19 protein-coding genes are annotated in these 21,572 nt (G+C 64.4%); 14 read left to right on the plus strand and 5 right to left on the minus strand.

Annotation, left to right across the window (positions count from 1 at the left end; genetic code table 11):
- Positions 1-273 precede the first annotated feature (273 nt).
- Entirely contained in the window at positions 274-1,362 is a 1,089-nt protein-coding gene (locus tag AC3WLF_RS08180; RefSeq protein ID WP_492358066.1) for a porin, read from the minus strand.
- Positions 1,363-1,696: 334 nt separating this feature from the next.
- On the opposite strand from AC3WLF_RS08180, the gene AC3WLF_RS08185 reads away from it, so the two are divergent.
- From AC3WLF_RS08185 to AC3WLF_RS08205, 5 genes are all read left to right on the plus strand, one after another.
- Positions 1,697-3,637, plus strand: coding sequence for an AMP-binding protein (locus AC3WLF_RS08185; protein ID WP_492318978.1), 1,941 nt, complete (start codon positions 1,697-1,699; stop codon positions 3,635-3,637).
- A gap of 88 nt (positions 3,638-3,725) precedes the next feature.
- Positions 3,726-4,556: an enoyl-CoA hydratase/isomerase family protein gene (locus AC3WLF_RS08190; protein ID WP_492352526.1), complete on the plus strand. Its 831-nt coding sequence runs from the start codon at positions 3,726-3,728 to the stop codon at positions 4,554-4,556.
- A 131-nt stretch (positions 4,557-4,687) separates the two neighbouring features.
- Positions 4,688-5,872 (plus strand): CaiB/BaiF CoA transferase family protein, encoded by a 1,185-nt coding sequence (locus AC3WLF_RS08195; protein ID WP_492358067.1) that lies wholly within the window; start codon positions 4,688-4,690, stop codon positions 5,870-5,872.
- A gap of 230 nt (positions 5,873-6,102) precedes the next feature.
- Positions 6,103-7,347: a CaiB/BaiF CoA transferase family protein gene (locus AC3WLF_RS08200; protein WP_492318981.1), complete on the plus strand. Its 1,245-nt coding sequence runs from the start codon at positions 6,103-6,105 to the stop codon at positions 7,345-7,347.
- 98 nt (positions 7,348-7,445) lie between these two features.
- Positions 7,446-8,411 (plus strand): tripartite tricarboxylate transporter substrate binding protein, encoded by a 966-nt coding sequence (locus AC3WLF_RS08205; protein ID WP_492318982.1) that lies wholly within the window; start codon positions 7,446-7,448, stop codon positions 8,409-8,411.
- 74 nt (positions 8,412-8,485) lie between these two features.
- On the opposite strand, the gene AC3WLF_RS08210 is transcribed toward AC3WLF_RS08205, so the two are convergent.
- Positions 8,486-9,133, minus strand: a complete 648-nt coding sequence (locus tag AC3WLF_RS08210; RefSeq protein WP_454739885.1) for a TetR/AcrR family transcriptional regulator — start codon at positions 9,131-9,133, stop codon at positions 8,486-8,488.
- Between the two features lie 236 nt (positions 9,134-9,369).
- Here AC3WLF_RS08210 and AC3WLF_RS08215 point away from each other — a divergent pair, with 236 nt between their 5' ends.
- Entirely contained in the window at positions 9,370-10,272 is a 903-nt protein-coding gene (locus tag AC3WLF_RS08215; protein ID WP_492355854.1) for a LysR family transcriptional regulator, read from the plus strand.
- A 61-nt stretch (positions 10,273-10,333) separates the two neighbouring features.
- Here AC3WLF_RS08215 and AC3WLF_RS08220 read toward each other — a convergent pair whose 3' ends face one another.
- On the minus strand, positions 10,334-11,305 hold the full coding sequence (locus tag AC3WLF_RS08220) for a Bug family tripartite tricarboxylate transporter substrate binding protein (RefSeq protein WP_492352529.1): 972 nt from the start codon (positions 11,303-11,305) through the stop codon (positions 10,334-10,336).
- Between the two features lie 299 nt (positions 11,306-11,604).
- Here AC3WLF_RS08220 and AC3WLF_RS08225 point away from each other — a divergent pair, with 299 nt between their 5' ends.
- Together AC3WLF_RS08225 and AC3WLF_RS08230 are read left to right on the plus strand one after the other, a co-directional pair.
- Entirely contained in the window at positions 11,605-12,759 is a 1,155-nt protein-coding gene (locus AC3WLF_RS08225) for a CaiB/BaiF CoA transferase family protein (RefSeq protein ID WP_492318985.1), read from the plus strand.
- Positions 12,756-13,739: a Bug family tripartite tricarboxylate transporter substrate binding protein gene (locus AC3WLF_RS08230; protein WP_492355853.1), complete on the plus strand. Its 984-nt coding sequence runs from the start codon at positions 12,756-12,758 to the stop codon at positions 13,737-13,739. The genes AC3WLF_RS08225 and AC3WLF_RS08230 overlap by 4 nt, the downstream gene beginning before the upstream one ends.
- An 81-nt stretch (positions 13,740-13,820) precedes the next feature.
- Here AC3WLF_RS08230 and AC3WLF_RS08235 read toward each other — a convergent pair whose 3' ends face one another.
- A complete protein-coding gene (locus tag AC3WLF_RS08235) occupies positions 13,821-14,522 on the minus strand; it encodes a nitroreductase (RefSeq protein ID WP_492355852.1) in 702 nt (233 codons plus the stop codon).
- An 81-nt stretch (positions 14,523-14,603) separates the two neighbouring features.
- Positions 14,604-15,947, minus strand: coding sequence for an MmgE/PrpD family protein (locus AC3WLF_RS08240; protein WP_492358068.1), 1,344 nt, complete (start codon positions 15,945-15,947; stop codon positions 14,604-14,606).
- Positions 15,948-16,376: 429 nt separating this feature from the next.
- On the opposite strand from AC3WLF_RS08240, the gene AC3WLF_RS08245 reads away from it, so the two are divergent.
- The 6 genes from AC3WLF_RS08245 to AC3WLF_RS08270 all read left to right on the plus strand — a co-directional run bounded on the left by AC3WLF_RS08245 (position 16,377) and on the right by AC3WLF_RS08270 (position 21,554).
- Complete coding sequence (locus AC3WLF_RS08245) at positions 16,377-17,312, plus strand: LysR family transcriptional regulator (protein WP_354673583.1); 936 nt, start codon at positions 16,377-16,379, stop codon at positions 17,310-17,312.
- Positions 17,313-17,474: 162 nt separating this feature from the next.
- Positions 17,475-17,945 (plus strand): MaoC family dehydratase, encoded by a 471-nt coding sequence (locus AC3WLF_RS08250; protein WP_492318988.1) that lies wholly within the window; start codon positions 17,475-17,477, stop codon positions 17,943-17,945.
- Positions 17,946-18,125: 180 nt separating this feature from the next.
- Positions 18,126-19,001, plus strand: a complete 876-nt coding sequence (locus AC3WLF_RS08255) for an HpcH/HpaI aldolase/citrate lyase family protein (protein WP_375790502.1) — start codon at positions 18,126-18,128, stop codon at positions 18,999-19,001.
- A gap of 26 nt (positions 19,002-19,027) precedes the next feature.
- Positions 19,028-19,489, plus strand: a complete 462-nt coding sequence (locus AC3WLF_RS08260) for a MaoC family dehydratase (RefSeq protein ID WP_183300181.1) — start codon at positions 19,028-19,030, stop codon at positions 19,487-19,489.
- A 24-nt stretch (positions 19,490-19,513) separates the two neighbouring features.
- Positions 19,514-20,680: an acyl-CoA dehydrogenase family protein gene (locus AC3WLF_RS08265; RefSeq protein ID WP_492358069.1), complete on the plus strand. Its 1,167-nt coding sequence runs from the start codon at positions 19,514-19,516 to the stop codon at positions 20,678-20,680.
- 70 nt (positions 20,681-20,750) lie between these two features.
- A complete protein-coding gene (locus AC3WLF_RS08270; protein ID WP_492318990.1) occupies positions 20,751-21,554 on the plus strand; it encodes an IclR family transcriptional regulator in 804 nt (267 codons plus the stop codon).
- The last annotated feature ends 18 nt before the right edge of the window (positions 21,555-21,572 follow it).

Genomic DNA, 21,572 nt, shown 5'->3' on the forward strand with positions numbered 1-21,572 from the left:
GGCGAGGTCAATGCCCGGCTTGCGGGCGTTCCGTGCAATGAGCGGGTAAGGCGGAGCCGAAGGTGCTGGCGCCGGGGGTGTGGCGTCTGCGTGCGTGAGTGCCGCGCGCACAAAGGGCCCCGCGCTCAGGCAAGTTGCGTTCACCAAAAAAATGCGCCTGACCGCGTCTTGTCACGCGAACCGGCGCCAGTTCCCTTTACCACTTCCCTTTTTTGCTTCTTATCTCGCTGCCTGGCCGCGCGGCATTGAAGTGACGCGGCCGGAGCCAATCCGTCAGAACTTATGGCGGATATTGACCATGACCCCCGTCTGGTTTTCGCCCGGCGTGATGGTGCTGCGGAAGCCGTTCAGGCCAAGGTTGGAGTTGTCCTTGTTGCGCACGTATCCCACGTTCAGGAAGGCATCAGTGCGCTTGGACAAGGCGTAATTGGCGGATGCGACCAGCATCCACGGATCCTGTCCGTTACGCCGGTTATTCAGGTAGTAGCCGGCACCGGTCAAAGTGAGGGCAGGCGTAGCCCGGAAACGGTATCCCAGCCAGAAGAGGTCGTTGCGGCGCTGCGGCTGGCCCGGCGCGACACCAATGTCGCCATTGAACCAGCGATAGCCGGCCAGTATCGTCGAGCTGCCGACGCTGAAGTTGGCCGCTGCTGCGATACGGCGGTCTGTCTGGCCCGAACTCTGCCCGGTGATGCCACGCGTACCTTGCTGCTGGTCATAGATCACGGTAGCGCCGAACTTTCCGCCGGCGTACTCCAGGCCGCCGCCAAAGGCACGGTCGCTCTTGACGTCGCCGGGGACCTCGGTGCCGAACGACGTAGTGCCGCCGCTGGCGATGCTGGTACCGCGCGCAAAGCTGTACAGGGCAGTTGCCGTGACCGGGCCGAACTTGCCGGTGTACTTGGCGGTGTTGTCGTAGCGACCCGCAAGGCTGGTATCGATCGACAGCGCCGAATAGCGCGCCGCCAGCACCATCGGCTCATAGTTGATCAACAAGTCGAACAGCGCGTTCTGCTGTCGGCCGAGCGTGACGCGGCCCCATTGGTGGTCCAGGCCCACGAAGGCCTGGCGGCCGAACAGGCGGCCGCCCTGGCTCGATACGCCGCTGTCGAGATCGAAGCCGCTTTCCAGCGCGTAGACCGCTTTCATGCCGCTGCCCAGGTCCTCCACGCCGCGCAGGCCCCAGCGCGAGCCCGACACGTTGCCGGACGTCATGCGAACCAGCTTGTCGCCGGCGGCATTGGCGTTGTTCAGGTATTCCATCCCGATATCGGCGACGCCATACAGCGTGACTGACGACTGCGCAGTGGCGAATGGTGCAGTCATGGACAACAGCACTGCAGCGTAATAACGACTCTTCATGGGCTCCTCCGTTGTTGTGGTCTTGTGTGTGCGAAGTCTGTGAGACGTCGCGTGATGGCGTCAAAGCCCATCCGACAACTGTGCCGTGCAATGAAATGAGAGCACTTGGACGCCCGCGCCGTCGTCTGTTCCAGGCAGTCGATACACACGGACACGAACGGCGCTCCGGACTGCGCCACGGCATTCCAAAGTACGGCACAACACCGCGCCGCGGATTGACTTGCTTCGGTGCGTCGCGCACGCTGGATCTATGCCATGGCGCTCCTGATGCTGCATGAACTGTGCTGACCACGTCGCGCCGCAGCAACTGTGCAACCAACATGCTGGATTTTCGATGAGTGACCCTCTGCACAATGACTGGATCCCTACGGGAGACGATATCGCCACGGCGAACGTGTCGGCGCTGGTCGCCCGCCTCGGCCTGAAGGACTACGACGAACTGCTGGCTTTCTCCAACGAGAAGCCCGACGCCTACTGGAACGCCGTCATCGAATTCTGCGGAATGGTGTGGGATGTTCCGTACACGCAGTACATGGATGCCCCCAAGGGTAAGCCGTTTCCAAAATGGTTCCCGGGCGGGCAACTGAACTGGGTCAAGTCCGCGCTCAAGTGGGCGGACGATCCCTCGATGGCGTGGCGCACCGCCGTGGTGGCGGAGAAAGAGAGCGGTGCGATCGAGCAACTGACCTATGCCGAACTGGCAAACAAGGTAGCCGGCTTCGCCGGCGGCCTGAAGGCGCTGGGCGTCAAGCGCGGCGACCGGGTTGGCCTGCTGATGGAAAATGGCGTCGAAGCGACCGTGACCTCTCTGGCCATTTCATGGATCGGCGCGGTGACGGTGCCCCTGTTCAGCGGATTCGGTGTCGATGCAATCGTATCGCGCTTGTCGTCGTGCTCGGCCAGCGCGCTGGTCGCTACGACCGGCTTCTCCCGCCGGGGAAAGTGGGTCGATACGCGCAGCCTGGTGGACGAAGCGCTGTCGCGCCTGCCGGACATCGGCACCACGGTCTGGAAGCATGCGGGCGAATCGATTGCCTTCGGCGACAAGGTGCTGGACTGGCAGCAAGTGGCCAGCGCGCAGCCGGATGCCGCGCCGGAGCGGATGTCGCCGGACGACCCCTTCATGATCATCTATACCTCCGGCACCACCGGGAAGCCCAAGGGCACCGTGCATACGCACGGCAGCTTCCCGATGAAGATCGCGCACGATTCGGCCATCCATTTCAATGTCAGCCCGAAGGATGTGTTCTGCTGGCCCGCTGACATGGGGTGGGTCGCCGGCACGCTGGTGATGTCGTGCGCGTTGCTGCGTGGCGCAACGCTGGTGTGTTATGACGGCGCCCCGGATTTCCCGGACTGGTCACGCATGTCGCGCATCGTCGAACGCCACGGCGTGACGCACTTTGGCTCGGCGCCGACGCTGATCCGGGGCCTGGCGGCGAACGAGGCTCTTGCCACGCAAGGCGATACGTCGACGGTCAGGCTGCTGATCACCGCCGGCGAGGGCATCGATCCAGAACACTTCCTGTGGTTCCAGAAGGCGTTCGGCGGCGGCCGCCGCCCGGTTATCAACTACACCGGCGGCACGGAGGTGTCGGGGGCGCTGCTGTCCAGCGTGATCGTCAGGCCGATCAGCCCGGCCGGGTTCAACACCGCCTCGCCGTCGGTGGCTGCCGACGTGGTGGATGGGGACGGCAAGTCGCTGACCAACACCGTGGGCGAGCTGGCGATCCGCCGGCCATTCGTCGGCATGACGCACTCGTTCTGGCAGGACGACGAGCGCTATCTGGACGCCTACTGGAACACCGTGCCGGGCATCTGGGTGCACGGTGATCTCGCGCTGCGCCGCGACGACGGCACCTGGTTCATGATGGGCCGCTCTGACGACACCATCAAGCTGGCCGGGAAGCGCCTTGGTCCCGCCGAGATCGAGGACGTGCTGCTCGAATTGCCCGAGATCGCCGAAGCCGCCGCCATCGGCGTGGAGGACCCGGTCAAGGGGCAGAAGCTGGTCGTGTTCCTGGTGCCATCGGCCGCCGTGACGCAGTCGAATGAGGCGCTGACGGCCGCTGTCAGCAAACATGTCGATGGCCGGCTGGGGCGCCCGTTCCGCCCTTCGGTGGTCCACGTGGTCGCGCAGCTGCCCAAGACGCGCAGCTCGAAGATCATGCGCCGCGTGATCCGCAGCGTTTACAACGGGCTGCCTCCCGGCGACCTGTCCGCGCTGGACAACCCGCCGGCACTTGAAGAGATTCGCGCCGCTGCCGCACATTGATGCCGCCATGCGGGCGCATTGATTGACGGGAGCATGTGTATTTCCCTTGTTCGCTGCACACGCCCCGCACTTTTGTTCAGGAGATTCCATGTCGAAAAGCAATGCCGCCGCAGGCGCGGCCTATGAGAACTATTCGAGCCTGGCGTTTGACCGCCCTGGCGAGGGCGTCCTGCGCATCACGCTGAACCGTCCCGAGCGCCTGAACGCGCTGGACGCTCGCGGCCACGACGAGATCGCCCGCGTCTGGCGCGATATCGATGCCGATCCGACCGTGAGCGCCGTGGTGCTGTGCGGCGCTGGCAAGGCCTTCTCTGCCGGCGGCGACTTCGAGATGGTCGAAGAAATGATCGATTCCTTCGACGCCCGCGCCCGCGTCTGGCGCGAGTCAAAGGACCTGGTTTACAACATCATCAATTGCTCCAAGCCGATCGTTTCGGCGATCCACGGCTCCGCCGTCGGTGCGGGGCTGGTTGCCGCGCTGCTGGCGGATATCTCGGTGGCGGCGCGCACCGCGCGGTTGGTTGATGGCCATACCCGCCTCGGCGTCGCCGCCGGCGACCACGCCGCGATCGTGTGGCCGCTGCTGTGCGGAATGGCTAAGGCCAAGTACCACCTGCTGCTGTGCGAACCGGTGAGCGGCGAGAAGGCGGAACAGATGGGCCTGGTGTCGCTGGCCGTGGATGAAGCGGATCTGCAGGACAAGGCAGTGTCGATCGCCACGCGCCTGGCCAATGGCGCGCCGTCAGCAATCCGCTGGACCAAGTATGCGCTGAACAACTGGCTGCGCCAGGCGGGACCGACCTTCGATGCTTCGCTGGCGCTGGAGATGTTTGGCTTCGGTGGACCGGAGGTCAAGGAAGGCGTGGCCTCGTTCCGCGAGAAGCGCGGTCCGGTGTTCCCGCGCACCACCACGGCCTGAGCGGGAAGGCCGACAGCGGGACGGGCGAGCCGGTCCCGTGCACTGGCGCACAGGGTCGATGGTCACGATCGATTCCTCCAACCCTCGCCTTCTGCGGGCGCGGCAGCCAGTCAAATATGGAAACGAACAAGATGTCCAAGGTGCTTGAAGGTATCCGCGTCCTCGATTTCGGACGCTTCATCGCCGGCCCGTTCTGCGCAGCATTGCTCGCGGACTACGGTGCCGATGTCATCCGGATCGACCGCGTAGGTGGCAGCGAAGACCGCTTCATCGTGCCGGTCACGGAATCGGGGGAGGGGGCACTTTTCCTCCAGTGCAATCGCAACAAGCGGTCGATCACGCTGGACATCGACAGCGAGGAGAGCCGCGAGGCGGTCCGCCGCCTGGTGGAGACCGCCGACGTGGTGGTGGCGAACATGCCGCCGAAGACGCTGGCGAACCTGGGACTCGACTACGCGACGCTGAGTGCGATCAATCCAGCCATCATCCTGACTGCTTCGACGGCCTTCGGCTCGCATGAAGGCGCTGGCCACCGGGTCGGCTTCGACGGGGTGGGGCAGGCCATGAGCGGCGCTGTCTACATGTCGGGCACACCCGAAAGCCCCACCAAGGCGATGGTGCCGGTGGTCGATTTTTCGACTGCCTTGTCGTGCGCGCTCGGCACGGTAATGGCGCTGTACGAGCGGCGCAACAGCGGGCGCGGGCAATGTGTCGAGGCGTCGCTGCTGCAGACGGCGCTGAACCTTTCCAGCGGAGCGCTGATCGAGGAAGCGGCGCTTGCTATCGACCGGCAGGCGATGGGCAACCGCAGCCCCTCTTATGGGCCCTCGGACATCTTCCGCGTGGCCGACGGCTGGATCATCGCCCAGGTGATCGGACAGCCGCTGTTCCGGCGCTGGGCCAACCTGATAGGCGCGCCGGAACTGGTGGACGATCCCCGCTTCAGCGACGACTTGCGGCGCGGCGAGCACGGCGAGTTCCTGAGCGACCTGATGGGCAAATGGTGCGCCAGCCGCACCCGCGATGACGCGCTGTGCGAACTGGAGAAGGCCAGGATCCCGGCGGCGCCGATCTATTCCCCGCGCGAGGCGCTGGACGATGCGTCGATCCAGGAGTCCGGCGCTTACATCTGGCTCGACTACCCCGGCTTGCCGCGCAAGGCACCGATCGTCGCGCCACCGGCAGTCCTGTCGCGCACCCCGCCCGATGTTATGCGACGGCCGCCCACGGTTGGCGAACACACCGAAGAAGTGCTGGCTGAGGTAGGTTACGACCGCTCGCAGGTACAAGCCATGCGCAAGGCCGGCATTGTCTGACGGCACGATCCGCACCACGAGTAATTCGCACAATGCGAACTGGTGGTTCGCCAGGGACTACTTGAGCGCAACCGGCCGGCTCCACTAGCATTGAACCAAAGCAAAGGGGGCTGCCCGAGCCAAGCCAGGCCGGGAAAGCACGGCGCCGGCACCTAGCTAACAGTTGTAAGGCAATGGAAGTGACACGGGTCCGGCCGCATGACGGCGGGCCGACAAGAAAGGAGACAGTAGTGCCAGCAAATCAATCACGGCCGCTTGAGGGCATTCGTGTACTGGACCTGACCGTGGCGCTTGCCGGGCCGTATGGCTCGTTGCTGCTTGGCGGGATGGGCGCGGAGGTGATCCGCGTGGAAGCGCCGGGCGGTGGCGACATTGCACGCACCAACCCGCCTTTCGTGGGCAGCCATGGCATCCACTTCGGCCAGCGTGAGGACGACGAGGTATCTCTGACGGTCCTGAACCGGGCCCGCAACAAGAAGAGCATTACGCTGGACCTGAAGTCCGAACAGGGTCGCGAGCTGTTCATGCGGCTGGCGCAGGAATGCGACGTGGTGCTGGAGAACTTCAGCGAGGGCACCACCGCCAAGCTCGGTGTCGACTACGAGCAGGTCAGGCAGCGGAACCCGCGCATCGTCTATGCGTCGATCAAGGCCATGGGGGAGCCCAGTGCCTTCCCCGGACTCAAGGGCATGGACATCATCGTCCAGGCCCTCAGCGGCCTGATGGAAGTGACCGGCTACGCCGACGGCCCGCCGACGCGCTGCGGCCTGCCGATCGCGGACCTGGTGGCGCCGATGTATACCGTCAACGGCATTCTGGCAGCACTGATCCACCGCGGCCGCACCGGCGAGGGACAGCGCGTGCAGGTGTCGATGCTGGATTGCCTGGCGTCGTGGGTCGCCGAAGAGCACTTTGACGTCATGGGGCGGGAAGGCTACCCGTCGCGCACCGGCAACTACCACGACCGGCTGGCGCCGTTCGGGGTGTACCCGACGCAGGAAGGGCATGTGGCGATCGTGGCGTTCCAGCCGGACTGGTTGCGCGGGCTGCTGGAGTCGATCGGCCAGCCCGATCTGCTCGACGACCCGCGCTTCAGCAGCCGTGGGCCGCGCATGCGCAATGCCTCGGTGCTGAACGAGGCGATCGCGGGTTGGACCAGCCAGCGCAGCACTGCCGATGTGGTGGCCGAGCTGCTCGACAAGCGCGGGGTACCCTGCGCGCCGGTGCGCAAGCCCAACGAGGTGCTGCACGACCGCCGCCTGCATGACAGCGGCGCGTTGATGAACCTTGCCCACCCCCAGTTCGGCCCGGTGGATGCCGTGGGCATGGGCCTGCCGATCCGGTTCTCGGCCACGCCTTCGCAGTTTGACAAGCCCGCGATGGCGCTGGGCGGCGCGAATGAAGAGATCTACGGGGGCTTGCTCAAGCTCAGTCGCGCAGAGATTGCGGCATTGCGCGAGGAGGGAGTCGTCTAAGCGGCCGCCCGACGGCAGCTTGTTTGCTCGCCTCTTCCATTGATGGGCGAGGCGAGCAAACCGCCTGCTTCTCACCGAACATAAAGGAGACAAGAACAATGATGTCACGCCGTACTTGCCTGCAGCTCTTGCCAGCGCTGGCCACGCTACCGCTTACGGCGCTCGCGCAGTCTTACCCGGCGCGCCCGGTCCGCATCATCGTACCGCTCAGCCCCGGGTCGGGTACGGACGTCGTTGCGCGCTACATGAGCAGCGAACTGTCCAAAGCGATGGGCGGCTCGTTCGTCGTCGAGAACCGTGCCGGTGCAAGCGGGGTCATCGGCACTGACTTTGTCGCCAAGGCACCCGCCGACGGCTACACCATCCTGTTCAATTACGCCGCCCACTACTCAAACCAGTTCGTCGACAAGACGCCATACGACGCGGTCAGTGACTTCGAGCCAATCGCGCGCCTGGCGACCTCGGCGATGGTGCTGGTCACGGCCGCCAATTCGCCGCTGCACACGGTGCAGGACCTGATCGCCGCCGCCAGGCGCAAGCCGGGCGGGCTGACCTACGGTTCGCCAGGCAACGGTACCACCCCACACATGGCGGCGGCCCTGATGAGCAACATGGCCGGTATCCAGATGACCCACGTTCCCTACAAGGCGCCGGCGCAGGTCGTGGTCGATGTGGCGGGCGGGCAGCTGGATGTCGGCTTCGGCGGTGTGGCGACATCGCTGCCACTGGTGAAGGCAGGGCGCCTGCGGGTGCTTGCGGTCACCAGCCTGCGCCGGTCGAGCTATTTTCCGGACGCCCCCTCCCTGGATGAGGCTGGCCTGAAAGGCTATGCGCTGGAAACGCCGATCTGGGCGTTTGCCCGGCGCGGTACGCCGCAGGACATCGTCACGCAATTGTCTGGCGCCATGACCAAGGCTGCCGCCGCGCCCGCCTTCAAGGCGTTCTGTACCAGCCAGGGACTGGAGGTCGACATCCAGTCCGCCGCGCAAGCCCGCGCTGATGCACCGGCCGAACTCGAGCGCTGGAAGAAGCTCGTGGCACTCTCCCAGGTGAAGGCGGGGTGACGCGCCAAGGTTGAGGTTCTCTCCGGCAAATGGAGAGAGAACCCAGCCGGCAAGGGGGCGCAGAAGCGGCCGGCTTACGAAGCCACGGCCTGCGCCCGCCGCGCTGGCTTGCGCACCTCCCTGGGCCGCACCCCTTCAAACAGGATCGTGCACAGTTCGTCGATCACCTTTTCGGGCGAACCCTTCCTGGGGTTGAACCAGGTCTGCACCGAGGCAATCGTGCTCAGGACAAAGACCCGGCACAAGGCGATGTCGATGTCTTCGCGCAGGCGGCCCTCGGCGCGCAGGTCTTCCAGCATGCCGTTCCAGAAGTCCTGATGCTGGGCCCGTCGCTTGATTTGCCGCTCGCGCACCTTGTCCGGCAACTCTGCGAGCTGGCGCCCGTGCGCCAGCGTGTAGTCGCCATACTTGATCATCGCGCCGATAAGGCCGAGCAGGCCGGCGCGGAAACGCTGCTCGGCGTCGGCGCCGGCCGGGAGTGCCGCGATGCGCGCCCGCGTATGCGCAAAGATGCTTTGGGCCCCGTGCTCCATCACCGCTTCCAGCAATTCTTCCTTCGAGGAGAAGTGGTAATAGATGCTGGCCGCTTCGATGCCGGCCTGGTCGGCAATCCCGCGCATGGTCGTAGCGGCATAGCCTTGCGTGCCAAAGGCGCGTGCCGCGAGGCGCAACAGCTTCTCGCGGGTGTCCACGTTGGTGGCATTGACCTGGCGTTTTGTCATGGTAAGGGAGGGTCTGGAAGCGGCGTATGCGCCGTGGGGTTCGTCCTCATGGAAGTTACTCCATCGGGCGCTCAAAATCTACCTAACGTTTGTGAGAGGTGGCCGTGGCCCACCGCCCCCAGTCCGCCCTGGAGGAGGGCGGCAATTCACGCCGGGCGCGTCCGGCATTCGCGCCGTGTTCGTTTGCTGCGCGCTGCTTTGGAGATAATCCGGTACGACGCTTGGGGAAGGATGTGATGCGCTTTGATCTGGTCGATCTGAAACTGTTCACCCATATTGCGGAGGCCAAGAGCCTGACCGGCGGTGCACAACGCTCCCACCTGTCCCTGGCTGCGGCCAGTACCCGCATCAAGAACCTGGAGGAACACGTTGGCGTCAAGCTGCTGAGCCGCAGCAGCCAGGGCGTGAAAGTGACTGGAGCGGGGGAGACGCTGCTGGCCCACGCGCGCCGCGTACTCCGCCAGCTGGAGCAGTTGAGCGGCGATCTGCAGGAGTACGTGTCGGGCGTGAAGGGCCATGTGCGCGTCTTCGCCAACACCACGGCAATGAGCGAGTTCCTGCCGGCCTTGCTGCGCACCTACCTCGTAAACCATCCGGACGTGACCATCGATATGCACGAACGGCTGAGTCCGGACATCGTGCGCGCGGTGCAGGAGGGGATGGTGGACATCGGCATCATTGCCGGCAACGTGCGTACCGAAGGGCTGGAGGTCATGCCATACCGGCGCGACCGCCTGGTCCTTGCCACCGCGCTGAGCCACCCCCTGGCCGAGCACAACAGCGTGGATTTCATCGAGACGTTGGACTACGACTTCATCGGCCTGCCAGAAGCAAGCGCGATCCACAGTTTCCTCAAGCGGGCCGCCGCGGATTTGCAGCGTGAGTTGCGCTGGCGCGTCCAGGTCAGCAACTTCGAGACCGCCTGCCGGATGATCGAGGCGAATGTCGGCATCGGCGTGCTGCCGGAGAGCACTGCCGCCCGTCACGCGGGTACGATGGCGCTGCGGATCGTCCAACTCAACGACGAGTGGGCCGAGCGCAAGCTGCAGATATGCGTCGCGGACCTCGGCGCATTGCCGCTGTTTGCGCGCAAGCTGGTGGACCTGCTGGTCGAAGATGGCGTCGGGCGGCAGGACTGAAGGGCACCCAGATGCCCCACAGCTGAGAGTAGGTGAGGTCGCGACCAGTGCAGACGCGAACTCAGGACTCCTTCGACAGTTGCGCGATGCGCTTCCAGTGCGCGTCCTCCTTCGGCAAGTCAGCCAGGAACTGGCGGCGATCCGCGATATCAACGTACATCGACTGATGGGCGCAGAACTCCTCGAACGCGGGCGACTGGGCGATTCGTACCAGTTCTTCGGACAGGCGCTCGACGATGGGGGCCGGTGTCGCAGCGGGTGCCAGGGCGCCGATCCACGACGCGACCTGAAAGCCCGCAACCCCCGCTTGCGCCGATGTCGGGACATCGGCAATCTCGCCCCACCGCCCGGCGCTCGTGACGGCCAGACCGCGCAGCTTGCCCGCCTTGATCATCGGCACCACGCTGGGTGCACCCTGGCATGTAAAGTCCACCTGGCCGGCAATGACGTCGGTCACGGCCGGGCCGTTGCCCTTGTAAGGGATATGCCGCGCGCGCGTCTTCGTCAGGTCGTTCAGCATCACTGCGCAAAGATGAGAGGTGCTGCCCGCTCCGCCGGATGAGTAGGTGATCTCGCCCGGCTTGCGCTTCATTGCCGCGACCAGGTCGCTCAGGGTCTTGTAAGGCGAGTCGGCCTTGACCACGATGCCAAGCGCGGAGCTGCTCACCTTGGCAATCGGCACGAAGTCCTTGACCGGATCGAACGTGACCGGACCATCTGCGAACCACCGCGTGGTCAGGTGGGGAACACCGGCGAACAGCAGCGTGTAGCCGTCCCCGGGAGCCTTGGCGACGGTGTCCGTGCCGATGAGCCCGCCGGCACCAGCACGGTTATCCACCATGACCGGGGTTTTCAGGTTCTTTGCCAGTGCTTCGGCAACAAAGCGTGCAGTAATGTCGACCGCTGTGCCTGGAGAGGCTGGCACGACGATTCGAATCGGCCGCGACGGATATTGCTGCGCAAACGCTGCTGGCGCGCAGGCGATTGCCCCTAGTGACGCCAGTGATTTCAGGAAATGCCTTCTGCTAAACATAATGCCTCCTCTCTTATGTCTCGAAGATAGGCGCGGCAGGTGGACTGGGCAATCGGCGCCGGTGCACCGTTCCGTGCTTTGAGAGCAGGCGCAGGGTTCACCTCTCAAAGCACGGAACGGCATGGGCTGGCGAGTTGAGTTCCACGGAGAGGGCGCGCACGATCGGCATGTGGCGGAAGTACGCGCCGCGGGCATCCGCGAGCCCGAGTCAGGCGGATCGGCCCCCCGACAATTCGGACCGCTCTCGCGCCCAATATAGGTGGCGCGCGGAAACCGGGCATAACTATCAGGAGACCATCGTGGGACCACTTGCTGGAGTGCGCATCGTGGAGCTGGCAGGCATCGGGCCGGCTCCCTTTTGCGCCATGTTGCTCGCCGATCTCGGCGCGACGATCATCCGCGTCGACCGCAAAGAGCCATCAGGGCTCGGCCTGTCACGGCCGCTGCAATTTGATCTGGTGCTGCGCAACCGAAAGTCGATCCAGGTCGACTTGAAGGATCCGGCTGAGCTGGAACTGGTTCGCACGCTGATCGACAAGGCGGACGCACTGATCGAGGGATTCCGCCCCGGTGTCACCGAGCGGCTCGGACTGGGGCCTGATGCCTGCCTCTCGCGCAATCCGAGACTGGTGTACGGCCGGCTGACAGGCTGGGGCCAGGACGGCCCGCTGGCCCAGACGGCGGGGCACGATATCAACTACATCGCGATCACCGGACTGCTTAATGCGATCGGGCGTGAGGGCCAGCCGCCGACGGTACCGCTCAATGTCGTCGGCGACTATGCCGGCGGCTCGGTCTATGCCGCACTCGGCATCGTGAGCGCCATCCTGGAGGCGCGTACCTCCGGTAAGGGTCAAGTCGTCGACGCGGCAATCGTCGACGGCGTGGCGTCGCTGCTGACTGTACATACCGGGCTGCGCGCGGCCGGCCTGACCGGATCGGAGCGAGGCACCAACCTGCTGGACTCGGGCGCACCCTTCTACGATGTCTACGAGTGTGCCGACGGCAAGTACGTGTCGATCGGTCCGATCGAGCCCAAGTTCTACCAGCAGCTGCTCGAACGGCTTGAGTTGGATGCGTCCGCGCTGGGCAAGCAGGCGGACCGTGCCGACTGGCCGGTCGCTCGCCACGTGTTTGCTGCGCAGTTCAGGACGCGGACCCGCGCGCAGTGGACCGAACTGCTCGAAGGCAGCGATGTGTGCTTCGCACCAGTGCTCGACCAGGAGGAGGCCTTTGAACATCCGCACCTGAAGGCGCGCGGCACCTTTGTCGAGGTGGATGGCGTAGTGCAGCCGCGCCCGGCGCCGCGTTTTTCGCGTACCAGACCGGCTGATCCGGTTCCCCCGGCTGCGGCCACCCCGGAGAACGCTGCACTGGCGCTGGCGGAATGGCTTTCCAAAGAGGAACTCGAAAAGTTTACCGTCGGCCTCGTCCAGAAGGGGGCAACGCGATGATGACACGCCGTACCTTCCTGCAGTCGCTGCCGGCGCTGGCGGCTATCCCGGCATCATTTCCGGCTTCAGTGCTCGCACAGGCTTATCCCTCCCGCCCCGTGCGAATCATCGTGCCCGTCAGCCCTGGCTCGGGCAGCGATGTCGTGGCGCGCTATATGAGCGCCGAGCTGACGAAGGCCCTGGGCTCTGCATTTGTCGTGGAGAACCGCCTTGGCGCGAGCGGGATCATCGGAACGGATTTCGTGGCCAAGGCGGCACCGGACGGCTACACGCTGCTGTGCACCTATGCCGCGCACTATTCGAACCAGTGGGTCGAGAAGACGCCATACGATGCGGTCAGGGACTTCGAGCCGGTCGCGCGGCTGGGCATGTCGGCGCTGCTGCTGACGACCGCGGCCAATTCGCGGTTCCGCACGGTGCAGGATGTCATCGCGGCGGCGAAGCGCAAGCCCGGGAGCGTGTCATTCGGGTCTTCCGGAAATGGCACCACGTCGCACATGGCCGCGGCGCTGATGAGCAGCATGGCCGGCATTGAGATGACCCACGTCCCTTACAAGGGGCCGGCGCAGGTCGCGGTCGATACGGCGAGCGGCCAAATCGACATCGGCATCGGGGGCGTGGCTTCGTCGCTGGCTCTGGTCAAGGCGGGACGCTTGCGTGTGCTAGCTGTCACCAGCCTGCAGCGCTCGAGCCAGCTACCGGCTGTCGTGACGATGGACGAGGCCGGGCTAAAGGGCTATGAGCTGATCTCGCCGATCTGGGTCATGGCGCCGCGGGGCACGCCGCCTGCCATAGTCTCGCAGTTGTCCAGGGCCATGACCGCGGCGGCTGCGACGCCCGCTTTCAAGTCCTACTGCATCGGGCAGGGCCTGGAGGTCGATATCGCGGATGCCGCTGCGGTGCGCGCCAGTGCGCCGGCTGAACTGGAACGTTGGAAAAAGTTGGTGGCCCTGACGGAAGCCAAGTCAAAGGCCGGCTGAAAGCCGGCCGATAAGTCTCCGACAAGGAGAGCGAGCCGAGCCAGGGTCGGCTCGCTTGCCTTATGACGAAAACGCCGGTGGCTACACCAGTCGCAGGATCTCCTCATCAGGCGCCCGGCTCGTCCTGAAGCTGTTCGCCGCATGATCGGGATCCGCGTGGCCAAACGAAATCGCGCAGATCATCTTCCGGTCGTCGCCAATGCCAAAGTGCGAGCGCACGAACCTGGCATGCCGTGCCAGCGCCCCCTGCGGCGTGGTGGCAACACCATGCGCGTGCGCGGCCAGCAGGAACGATGCGATAAACCCGCCGCAATCGACAGCGGCGTACGGCCCGAGATCCGCGGCCATCGTGACAATCGCCACATGCGGCGCCCCGAACAGCCTGAAATTCTCGAAGCCCTGGCTGGCGCGGCGCTCCCGGTCGTGGCGTTCGATGCCCAGCGCTTCATAGAGCCGGTAACCCGTTTCCTGCCTGCGCTGAGCGTGGACGCCGCGATATTCCTCAGGAAATGGCAGGTCCGAATCGACCTCGGGTGAGCCGGCGGCGTGCTCGACCAGCGCATTGCGAAACTGCTCCGTGGTCGCCTGCGAGCCGATGACCAGATGCCAGGGCTGCACGTTGCACCAGGATGCGCTCTTCTTGGCAACGTTGACGATGCTTCGGATCATCGCATCCGGCACGGCTTTGTCGAGGTATGCGCGGCACGTGAAGCGCTCGGACATCAGTCTTGCGAGGGTGTCGACGTCGCTCCCGGGCGGGCTGCTGGCGGGGTGTTGCTGCATTGCTGATCTCCTGACTATCATGAGCGGCGACCTGGCCCACTGTGCCGGGTCGGCGCGCTTACTGCCTAATGCCATGACTACTTAGTGCGTCATCGCCATCAGATCTGCAGCCTTGATGCGCGGATCCATCTTCCTGAGCGTGGCCAACAGCGTCTGCGCCCGGGTTTCGCCAAGCACGTCAACCGTCAGCTCCATGAATTTCGTGTCCTGCTCGGCTTCCGACATGGGGTTCGCCAGGGAGCCGATCGGATCTTCCACGAACACATGCTCGGACGTGCCATCGCGGAAGGTCACGGTGACATCGGCAACGAACTTGCCCGGGTAGCGCTGCTCGAGTTCCGGCGCCTCGGTAATGCCGATGCCGCGCGCCACTTCCTTCACGAGGCCCATGTCGAGCTTGCCGTCCAGGTAGTCGCGATGCACCTTGTAGCCATTGCCCATGCCGAGCACGGCGAATGCCATCTGCGTTGGCAGGCTGAACTGGACGTGCTCGATGTTCTTCGGCTCGTACGCGTTGGCGTTGGCGGTGCCGACCACCACGTTGAAGGCGGGGTGGATGCGGGCCTGGATATCGGCGATGTCGGCGCGGCGACCGGCGAACGGGCGGATCGCGTCGATGTATGCATGGGTGCAATAGCAGGCGCAGTACGCCTTGAGCCAGACCGTGCCGATTTCGAACGGCTGGTCAAGGCGGAACCGTTCCTCGGCCCGATCGCCAGGGCCACGCTGCAGGAAGGTGCGGAAGAAGCCCTTGTTGCCGCTCAGGAACGCGCGCGGTCCGGTGATGCCAGCTTGCGCCATGTCCGCGGAGATCATGCCGCTGCGCGTGCCAATGCCCGCATGCACGCGCTTGACCGAGCCGCCGGTGGAGGTGTACTCGGTGGTGCCGGCCGCATGGCTCAGTGCGATGGAGAGCGCGTGCAGGGTGGTTTCCGCATCGAACTTGCGCAACTTGGCCGAGACTGCCGCGGCGCCGAAGCTGGACAGTACGCCATGCGGGTGATAGCCGCGCTTGAGCAGGTCCGGCGCCGCCAGCACGCCGATCCGGGTGTAGACCTCGTAGCCGGCCACGATCGCGGTAATGACTTCCTCCAGGGTCGAACCCAGTTCCTCACCGATCGCGATCGCTGCGGGAATGACGCAGCTGCCGGGATGGCTGGCGCTGGCGCCGTGGGCGTCGTCGTACTCGAAACCATGACCATAGGCGCCATTGATGAAGGCGGCGTCCGCGGCACTCATTGTGGCGGTGCTGGCGGCAACCCGGCTGCGCCCGGGTCGTTGCTGCGCGGTGGCGAAGGCCAGCACCTGTTGCGACCAGGGCATCTGCGAGGTGCCGATCTGCAGCGCGAGCTGGTCGCGCATGAGCCGGCTTACCCCGGCATGCGCCGGCGCGTCGAGCTGATCGGAGGTCAGCTCGAGAATCATGCGAACCACTGCCTGCTCAAGGGGTGGGCAGTTGGCCGGCGAACTGGAATCGGGTTGGCTGGTAGTCACAGAAGCGTCCCTGAGGAAATTGTCGTGGATGCATCGCTCGTTTGACGAGCGATGTGCATTGGCTTGGCGACCAGATTCCTCGCAAGCATCGGGCGTGTCAATTCGAGGCGGGCTCCGGTTCCGTACACTGAGCGGATGCCGCGCCCCGGGTGACGGGGTTATTCGCCGGATGGTTCCGGAAATCGAAAACAAGAGCCTTTGCATCAAGCGTGTACGCGCCTGGGCCGCGGCAGTGCCGGCTCACCGGACATGACGGTATACTCGCGGGGGGATTCGGCCTGAGTAGCGCGATGCTGCTGCGCAGCATGCGCGTGCCGCCCGGCCCGGCAGCAGACCGGCGCCAGAAATAAAGGAGACACCATGAGCACGCTGAGCGTGCATGGCCTGACCCGGCGGGTCGACCTGTTTACCCTGCGGCTGTTCCTGACCGTGGTGGAAGAGCGCCAGATCCGCCGCGCCGCCATCCGCGAGAACATTGCCGCTTCCGCGGCAACCAAGCGCATCCAGGACCTGGAAGATATCGCGGGCGTGCAGTTGTTCGAGCGCAATCCCGGCGGCGTGGCGCCGAGTGCGGCCGGCGAAGTCCTCGCGCGCCATCTGCGCCTGCTGTTCGATAATCTGGAGGATATGCGCCGGGAACTCGGCGAGTTCTCCGAAGGCGTTCGTGGCCACGTCACTGTGGGCACTACAGGCGCCGTCATCATCCAGTACCTGGCGCGCGAGATCGGCGAGTTTTCCCGCAACTTCCCGCTGGTCGAGCTGGAGCTGAAACAGGACGCCAACACGAATCTGGTGCGTTCTGTGTTGGCGGGTGATGTCGACCTGGCGGTGTATATCGTCAGCCCGGATATCGATGATGGACCGCTGGACAGCCTCCCGTATCGCGTCGACCGTCTGGTCGCGCTGGTACCCCATGGCCACGCGCTTGGCGAGCAACCCGAGGTGGCGTTGGCAGACCTGATCCGCGAGCCGTTCATCGCCATGCACCCGAACACCACGCTGATGTCCGACGTCAACCGCGCGGCGCGCGAGATCGGCCAGGTAGTGCATCCCAAGTTCACGATCAATGGTCCCGAGGCGGCGCGCAGCCTGGTTGAGGCGGGCCTTGGCGTGACAATCCTGCCGGAGTGCATGGTCTCGCTAGAAGCCAGTACACGCTCGACGGTGCTGCGGATTCCCGAACCATGGACGATCCGCAGCGTGCGGATCGGCACGCGCCGCGGCAAGGCGATCACGGCGGCGACACGCGCGCTGATCCGCCAGTTGACCGAGCAGCCTGAGCCGGCGTCATCCTGAGTCCGCCGTCCGGCACACCTGAATGCCGGATCGCGGATGGCGAAGCGCCCCGTCGCGGAACACCACTTGGCGCATCGCCGCCTGCTGATTACCCTTGAAGCGTAATGGGACGCTGCGTCGTGGCATGCACATGCAAGTCCCGTCTTTCAAGGGAATGCACCCATGCCCGACGCCGCGAGCGGCCGTTATTTCGAGGACTTTGTCATTGGCAGCGCCTGCCGGCATGCCATCCGCAAGACCATCTCGGAGGCCGATAGCCTTCTGTTCAGCACGCTGACCTATGGCATGGAGCCATTGCACGTGGACCAGGCGTATGCCGAAGCCGCGGCATATGGCATGCGTGCCGTCAACAGCATCCTCCTGCTGGGGCTGGCAAGCGGCATCTGTGCGGCCGGACTGGAACGGAGCTTGGTGTCAGGCACCATTGCCTTCAGCGACGTGCGATTCACGCGGCCAGTCTTCATCGGCGACACCATCCATGTTGAAAGCGAGGTGCTGGACAAGCACGACGATCCCGCCCGCGCCGACGCCGGCTTGGTCGAGCTGGAGCGTCGCGCCTATAACCAGCGCAACGAGGTGGTGGCCAAGTTTCGCTGCCTGCAACGGTTGCCGAGACGCTATCCGGCAGGCTGAACCCACCCATGCATCGCCGATTCGCGCAACGCGAATCGGTGGTTCGCCAGTCACCACTTGAGTGAAACCGTCTGACCCACCTAGCATCAAGGCCACGGGATTCCCAAAAATTTTTTGCTGTTTATCTAACGATTGTAAGGCCACAATCATTACCAGGAGACGAGGATGAGTATGAGTGCCATGAAACCGATGCGATCCATGATGTTCGTACCGGGCAACAAGCCGGGCTGGATTGAAAAATCGGTGGCAGCCAAAGCGGATGCGCTGATCCTGGATTTGGAGGACAGCGTGCCGCCGGCCCAGAAGGCCGAGGCGCGTGAGATCGTCAAGTCCAGGCTGGACTGGCTGGCAGGGCAGAAACCGCGCATCTGGGTGCGCATCAATCGCAGCGCACATCTATATGACTTCGATGACATCCTGGCCATCGTCAATCCTGTGGTAGAAGGCATCGTGATCTCCAAGCCCTGCGGGCCCGAGGACATCCATACCGTCTCGTCCATGCTGGCTGAGGCAGAGTACCGCGCCGGCGTGCCGGTCGGCCACACCCGGGTGATTCCGCTGCTGGAGACCGCCCGCTCGCTGCAATACGCCTACGAGATCGCCCAGCACGAGCGCGTGCCCGCCATCGTCGGCGCCACGGCCAAGAACGCTGACGTGGCCCGTGCCCTCAAGACAGTCTGGTCGCTCGAAGGACGCGAGACCCTGTACCTGAAATCGCGCATCGTCATGGCCGCGCGCGCCGCGGGCAAGCTGCCCATCGGCGGCGTATGGCAGCAGGTGCATGACCTGGAAGGGCTAAAGGTCTCGTCTGCCAACGACCGCCAACTGGGCATGAGCGGTGAACTAGTGCTGCACCCCTCCAACGTCGAGATCGTCAACCAGACCTACAGTCCCACCGAGGAAGAAGTGGCCTTCTACCAGGGAATGATCGATGCACTGGAAAAGTCCCAGGCCGAGGGCCGTGCCTCGTGCATTTATGACGGCGAGCACATCGACATCGCACATGTGAAGACGGCGCGCGAAATTATCGAGCTCGCACGCTCGTTCAACAGCTGATTGCGACCACTCAAGGAGATAGAAAAATGGCAGGCCTTTACTTCGAAGAATTCAAGCCAGGCATGGTGATCGAGCACGCCATCCGCCGCACCGTAACCGAGACCGACAACGTCCTGTTCTCGGCCATGACCTACAACTGTGCACCGCTGCACATCGACGCCGAATACAGCAAGAACACGTTCTACGGCCAGCGCCTGGTCAACAGCATGTTCCTGCTGGCGCTGGTGGCCGGCATCACGGTGTACGAGACCACGCTGGGCACCACACTGGGCAACCTGGGCTTTGGCGAGATTGCTTTCCCCAAGCCCACCTTCCACGGCGACACCATCCGCGTCGAAACCGAGATCATCGAAACCCGCATCTCCAAGAGCCGCACAGACTCTGGCATCGTCACCTTCAAGCACGTTGCCAGGAATCAGCGCGACGAAATCGTCTGCACTGCCGTGCGCACCGGCCTGATGATGCTGCGTCCTGCCGACAAGGCCTGATTTCATACCTGCAGGAGTATTGCGATGGACTACCAACTCAGCGCCGATCAGCTCGCCATTGTCGATGCAGCGGAAAAGATCTGCGCGGACTTCCCGCTCGAATACTGGCGGAACAAGGACAAGAATCACGAGTTTCCGCACGAATTCTTCGAGGCAGTTGCCAGCGGCGGATGGCTCGGAATCTGCATGCCCGAGGAATTCGGCGGCGCGAACCTTGGCGTAACCGAAGCCGCGCTCTTCCTGCGTACCGTGGCTGAGTGCGGCGGGCAGGCGGCAGCTTCCACCATCCACATGAACATCTTCGGCTTGCAGCCGGTGGTGCATTTCGGCACCGAGGCGCAGAAGAAGGCCTGGTTGCCGGCCTTTGGCCGTGGCGAGAACAAGGCCTGCTTCGCGGTCACCGAGCCGGACACTGGCCTTGATACCACCAAGCTCAAGGTGGTGGCGAAGAAGCAGCCCGATGGAAACTACCTGCTCTCGGGCAAGAAGGTCTTCATCTCGACCGCGCAGGTCGCCGACCACATGCTGATTCTCGCACGCACCACGCCGGTCGAGGACGTCAAGAAGCACGGCGAAGGATTGAGCCTGTTCTACACCAAGCTTGACCGGAAATATGTCCAAATCCGGGAGATCGACAAGCTTGGCCGTGCCGCTGTCGACACCAACGAATTGTTCATCGACGATCTGCCGGTGTCCAAGGACTCCCTGATCGGTGAAGAAGGGAAGGGCCTCAAGTATATCTTCCACGGCATGAACGCCGAGCGTGTCTTTGTTGCCGCCGAGCAGGTCGGTATCGGCCGCGCCGTGCTCAAGCTTGCCACGCAATACGCCAAGGAGCGCGTCGTCTTCGGACGTCAGATCGGCAAGAACCAGGGTGTCCAGCATCCGCTGGCCCGCAACTGGGCGGAGCTCGAGGCTGCCAACCACATGCTGCTCGCCGCTGCCGACCTCTACGACAAAGGACTCTCCTGCGGCTCCGAGGCAAACGCGGCGAAGCTGCTGGCATCCGAAGCCTGCATGAATGCCTGCCAGACCTCGATTCTCACGCATGGCGGCTTCGGCTACGCGAAGGAGTATCACGTGGAGCGATTCATGCGCGAAGCCTGGATTGGCTACATTGCGCCCGTCACCCCGCAGCTTATCCTTTCGAACATTGCCGAGCGCAAGCTCGGACTGCCAAAGTCGTACTGAGGTCCCGGGCAGGCAGTTGGAATAACGGCTCGGCCCAATGAAGGCCGGGCCGGAAAAGATGGAGACAGCCATGGCAACCATTCAGGCGGTGAAGCAATCGAACCGTGATATCCACAAGGATGACGTGCGGGTGGTGCCGCTGGCCCGCGGCCTGGCCGTGCTGGCTGCGTTCAGCGCCGAGCATCCGTGGATGGGCAACCAGGAGATTGCCGCGGAGACCGACATTCCGGCGCCTACCGTGTCCCGGATGCTGCATTCTCTGGCAGCACTGGGCTATTTGCGCTACGACGGGAGCCGGCGCAAGTACCGGCTTGCCTCGGCCGCATTGACCCTGGGCTACGCGGCCGTCTCGAGCGACAGCGTGCAACGCGCCGCCCGCATCGAGATGCAGAAATTTGCCGACGCCAGCGATACCCATGTCATCCTGGGTGCGCGCGACCGGCTCGATGTCATTGTCAGCGAATCGCAGGTTGGCAAGAACGCCTGTCTCGATACCCACCTTGCTGCCGGGATCCGCGTGCCGATCGCTTCGTCCCCGATGGGCTGGGCGCTGCTCGCAGCATTGCCGGAACGGGAGCGTTTCTACCTCCAGAGCAACGTCGAACGCAAGAGCGGCCGTGACTGGCCTTTGCTGCGCAGGCAGATGGCCGAGGGCATGTCACAGCTCCACCAGTACGGGTTCTGCATGTCGCCATGCGGGCGCGAACTGGCTTCGGTTGCGGTGCCTGTCAGCGTGCCGGGACATCCGTCGGTGGTGCTTGCCAGCGTTGGCCGCAGCGCGGGTATGAATCGCGCCAGGATGGAGCGGGAACTGGGTCCGAGGCTCGCTGCGACGGCACATGCCTTGGAGGAGCGCTTGAGCACCCATCACTAGTGCCGCAGTGGCGCCCTC

It is taken from the genome of Cupriavidus sp. FW306-01-F10A (assembly GCF_058782785.1).

What these genes read in the sequence shown, in the direction of transcription:
- AC3WLF_RS08180 (WP_492358066.1), bottom strand. Translation starts at nt 1,362, where the DNA reads ATGAAGAGTCGTTATTACGCTGCAGTGCTGTTGTCCATGACTGCACCA.
- AC3WLF_RS08185 (WP_492318978.1), top strand. Translation starts at nt 1,697, where the DNA reads ATGAGTGACCCTCTGCACAATGACTGGATCCCTACGGGAGACGATATC.
- AC3WLF_RS08190 (WP_492352526.1), top strand. Translation starts at nt 3,726, where the DNA reads ATGTCGAAAAGCAATGCCGCCGCAGGCGCGGCCTATGAGAACTATTCG.
- AC3WLF_RS08195 (WP_492358067.1), top strand. Translation starts at nt 4,688, where the DNA reads ATGTCCAAGGTGCTTGAAGGTATCCGCGTCCTCGATTTCGGACGCTTC.
- AC3WLF_RS08205 (WP_492318982.1), top strand. Translation starts at nt 7,446, where the DNA reads ATGATGTCACGCCGTACTTGCCTGCAGCTCTTGCCAGCGCTGGCCACG.
- AC3WLF_RS08210 (WP_454739885.1), bottom strand. Translation starts at nt 9,133, where the DNA reads ATGACAAAACGCCAGGTCAATGCCACCAACGTGGACACCCGCGAGAAG.
- AC3WLF_RS08215 (WP_492355854.1), top strand. Translation starts at nt 9,370, where the DNA reads ATGCGCTTTGATCTGGTCGATCTGAAACTGTTCACCCATATTGCGGAG.
- AC3WLF_RS08220 (WP_492352529.1), bottom strand. Translation starts at nt 11,305, where the DNA reads ATGTTTAGCAGAAGGCATTTCCTGAAATCACTGGCGTCACTAGGGGCA.
- AC3WLF_RS08230 (WP_492355853.1), top strand. Translation starts at nt 12,756, where the DNA reads ATGATGACACGCCGTACCTTCCTGCAGTCGCTGCCGGCGCTGGCGGCT.
- AC3WLF_RS08235 (WP_492355852.1), bottom strand. Translation starts at nt 14,522, where the DNA reads ATGCAGCAACACCCCGCCAGCAGCCCGCCCGGGAGCGACGTCGACACC.
- AC3WLF_RS08240 (WP_492358068.1), bottom strand. Translation starts at nt 15,947, where the DNA reads ATGATTCTCGAGCTGACCTCCGATCAGCTCGACGCGCCGGCGCATGCC.
- AC3WLF_RS08245 (WP_354673583.1), top strand. Translation starts at nt 16,377, where the DNA reads ATGAGCACGCTGAGCGTGCATGGCCTGACCCGGCGGGTCGACCTGTTT.
- AC3WLF_RS08250 (WP_492318988.1), top strand. Translation starts at nt 17,475, where the DNA reads ATGCCCGACGCCGCGAGCGGCCGTTATTTCGAGGACTTTGTCATTGGC.
- AC3WLF_RS08255 (WP_375790502.1), top strand. Translation starts at nt 18,126, where the DNA reads ATGAAACCGATGCGATCCATGATGTTCGTACCGGGCAACAAGCCGGGC.
- AC3WLF_RS08260 (WP_183300181.1), top strand. Translation starts at nt 19,028, where the DNA reads ATGGCAGGCCTTTACTTCGAAGAATTCAAGCCAGGCATGGTGATCGAG.
- AC3WLF_RS08265 (WP_492358069.1), top strand. Translation starts at nt 19,514, where the DNA reads ATGGACTACCAACTCAGCGCCGATCAGCTCGCCATTGTCGATGCAGCG.
- AC3WLF_RS08270 (WP_492318990.1), top strand. Translation starts at nt 20,751, where the DNA reads ATGGCAACCATTCAGGCGGTGAAGCAATCGAACCGTGATATCCACAAG.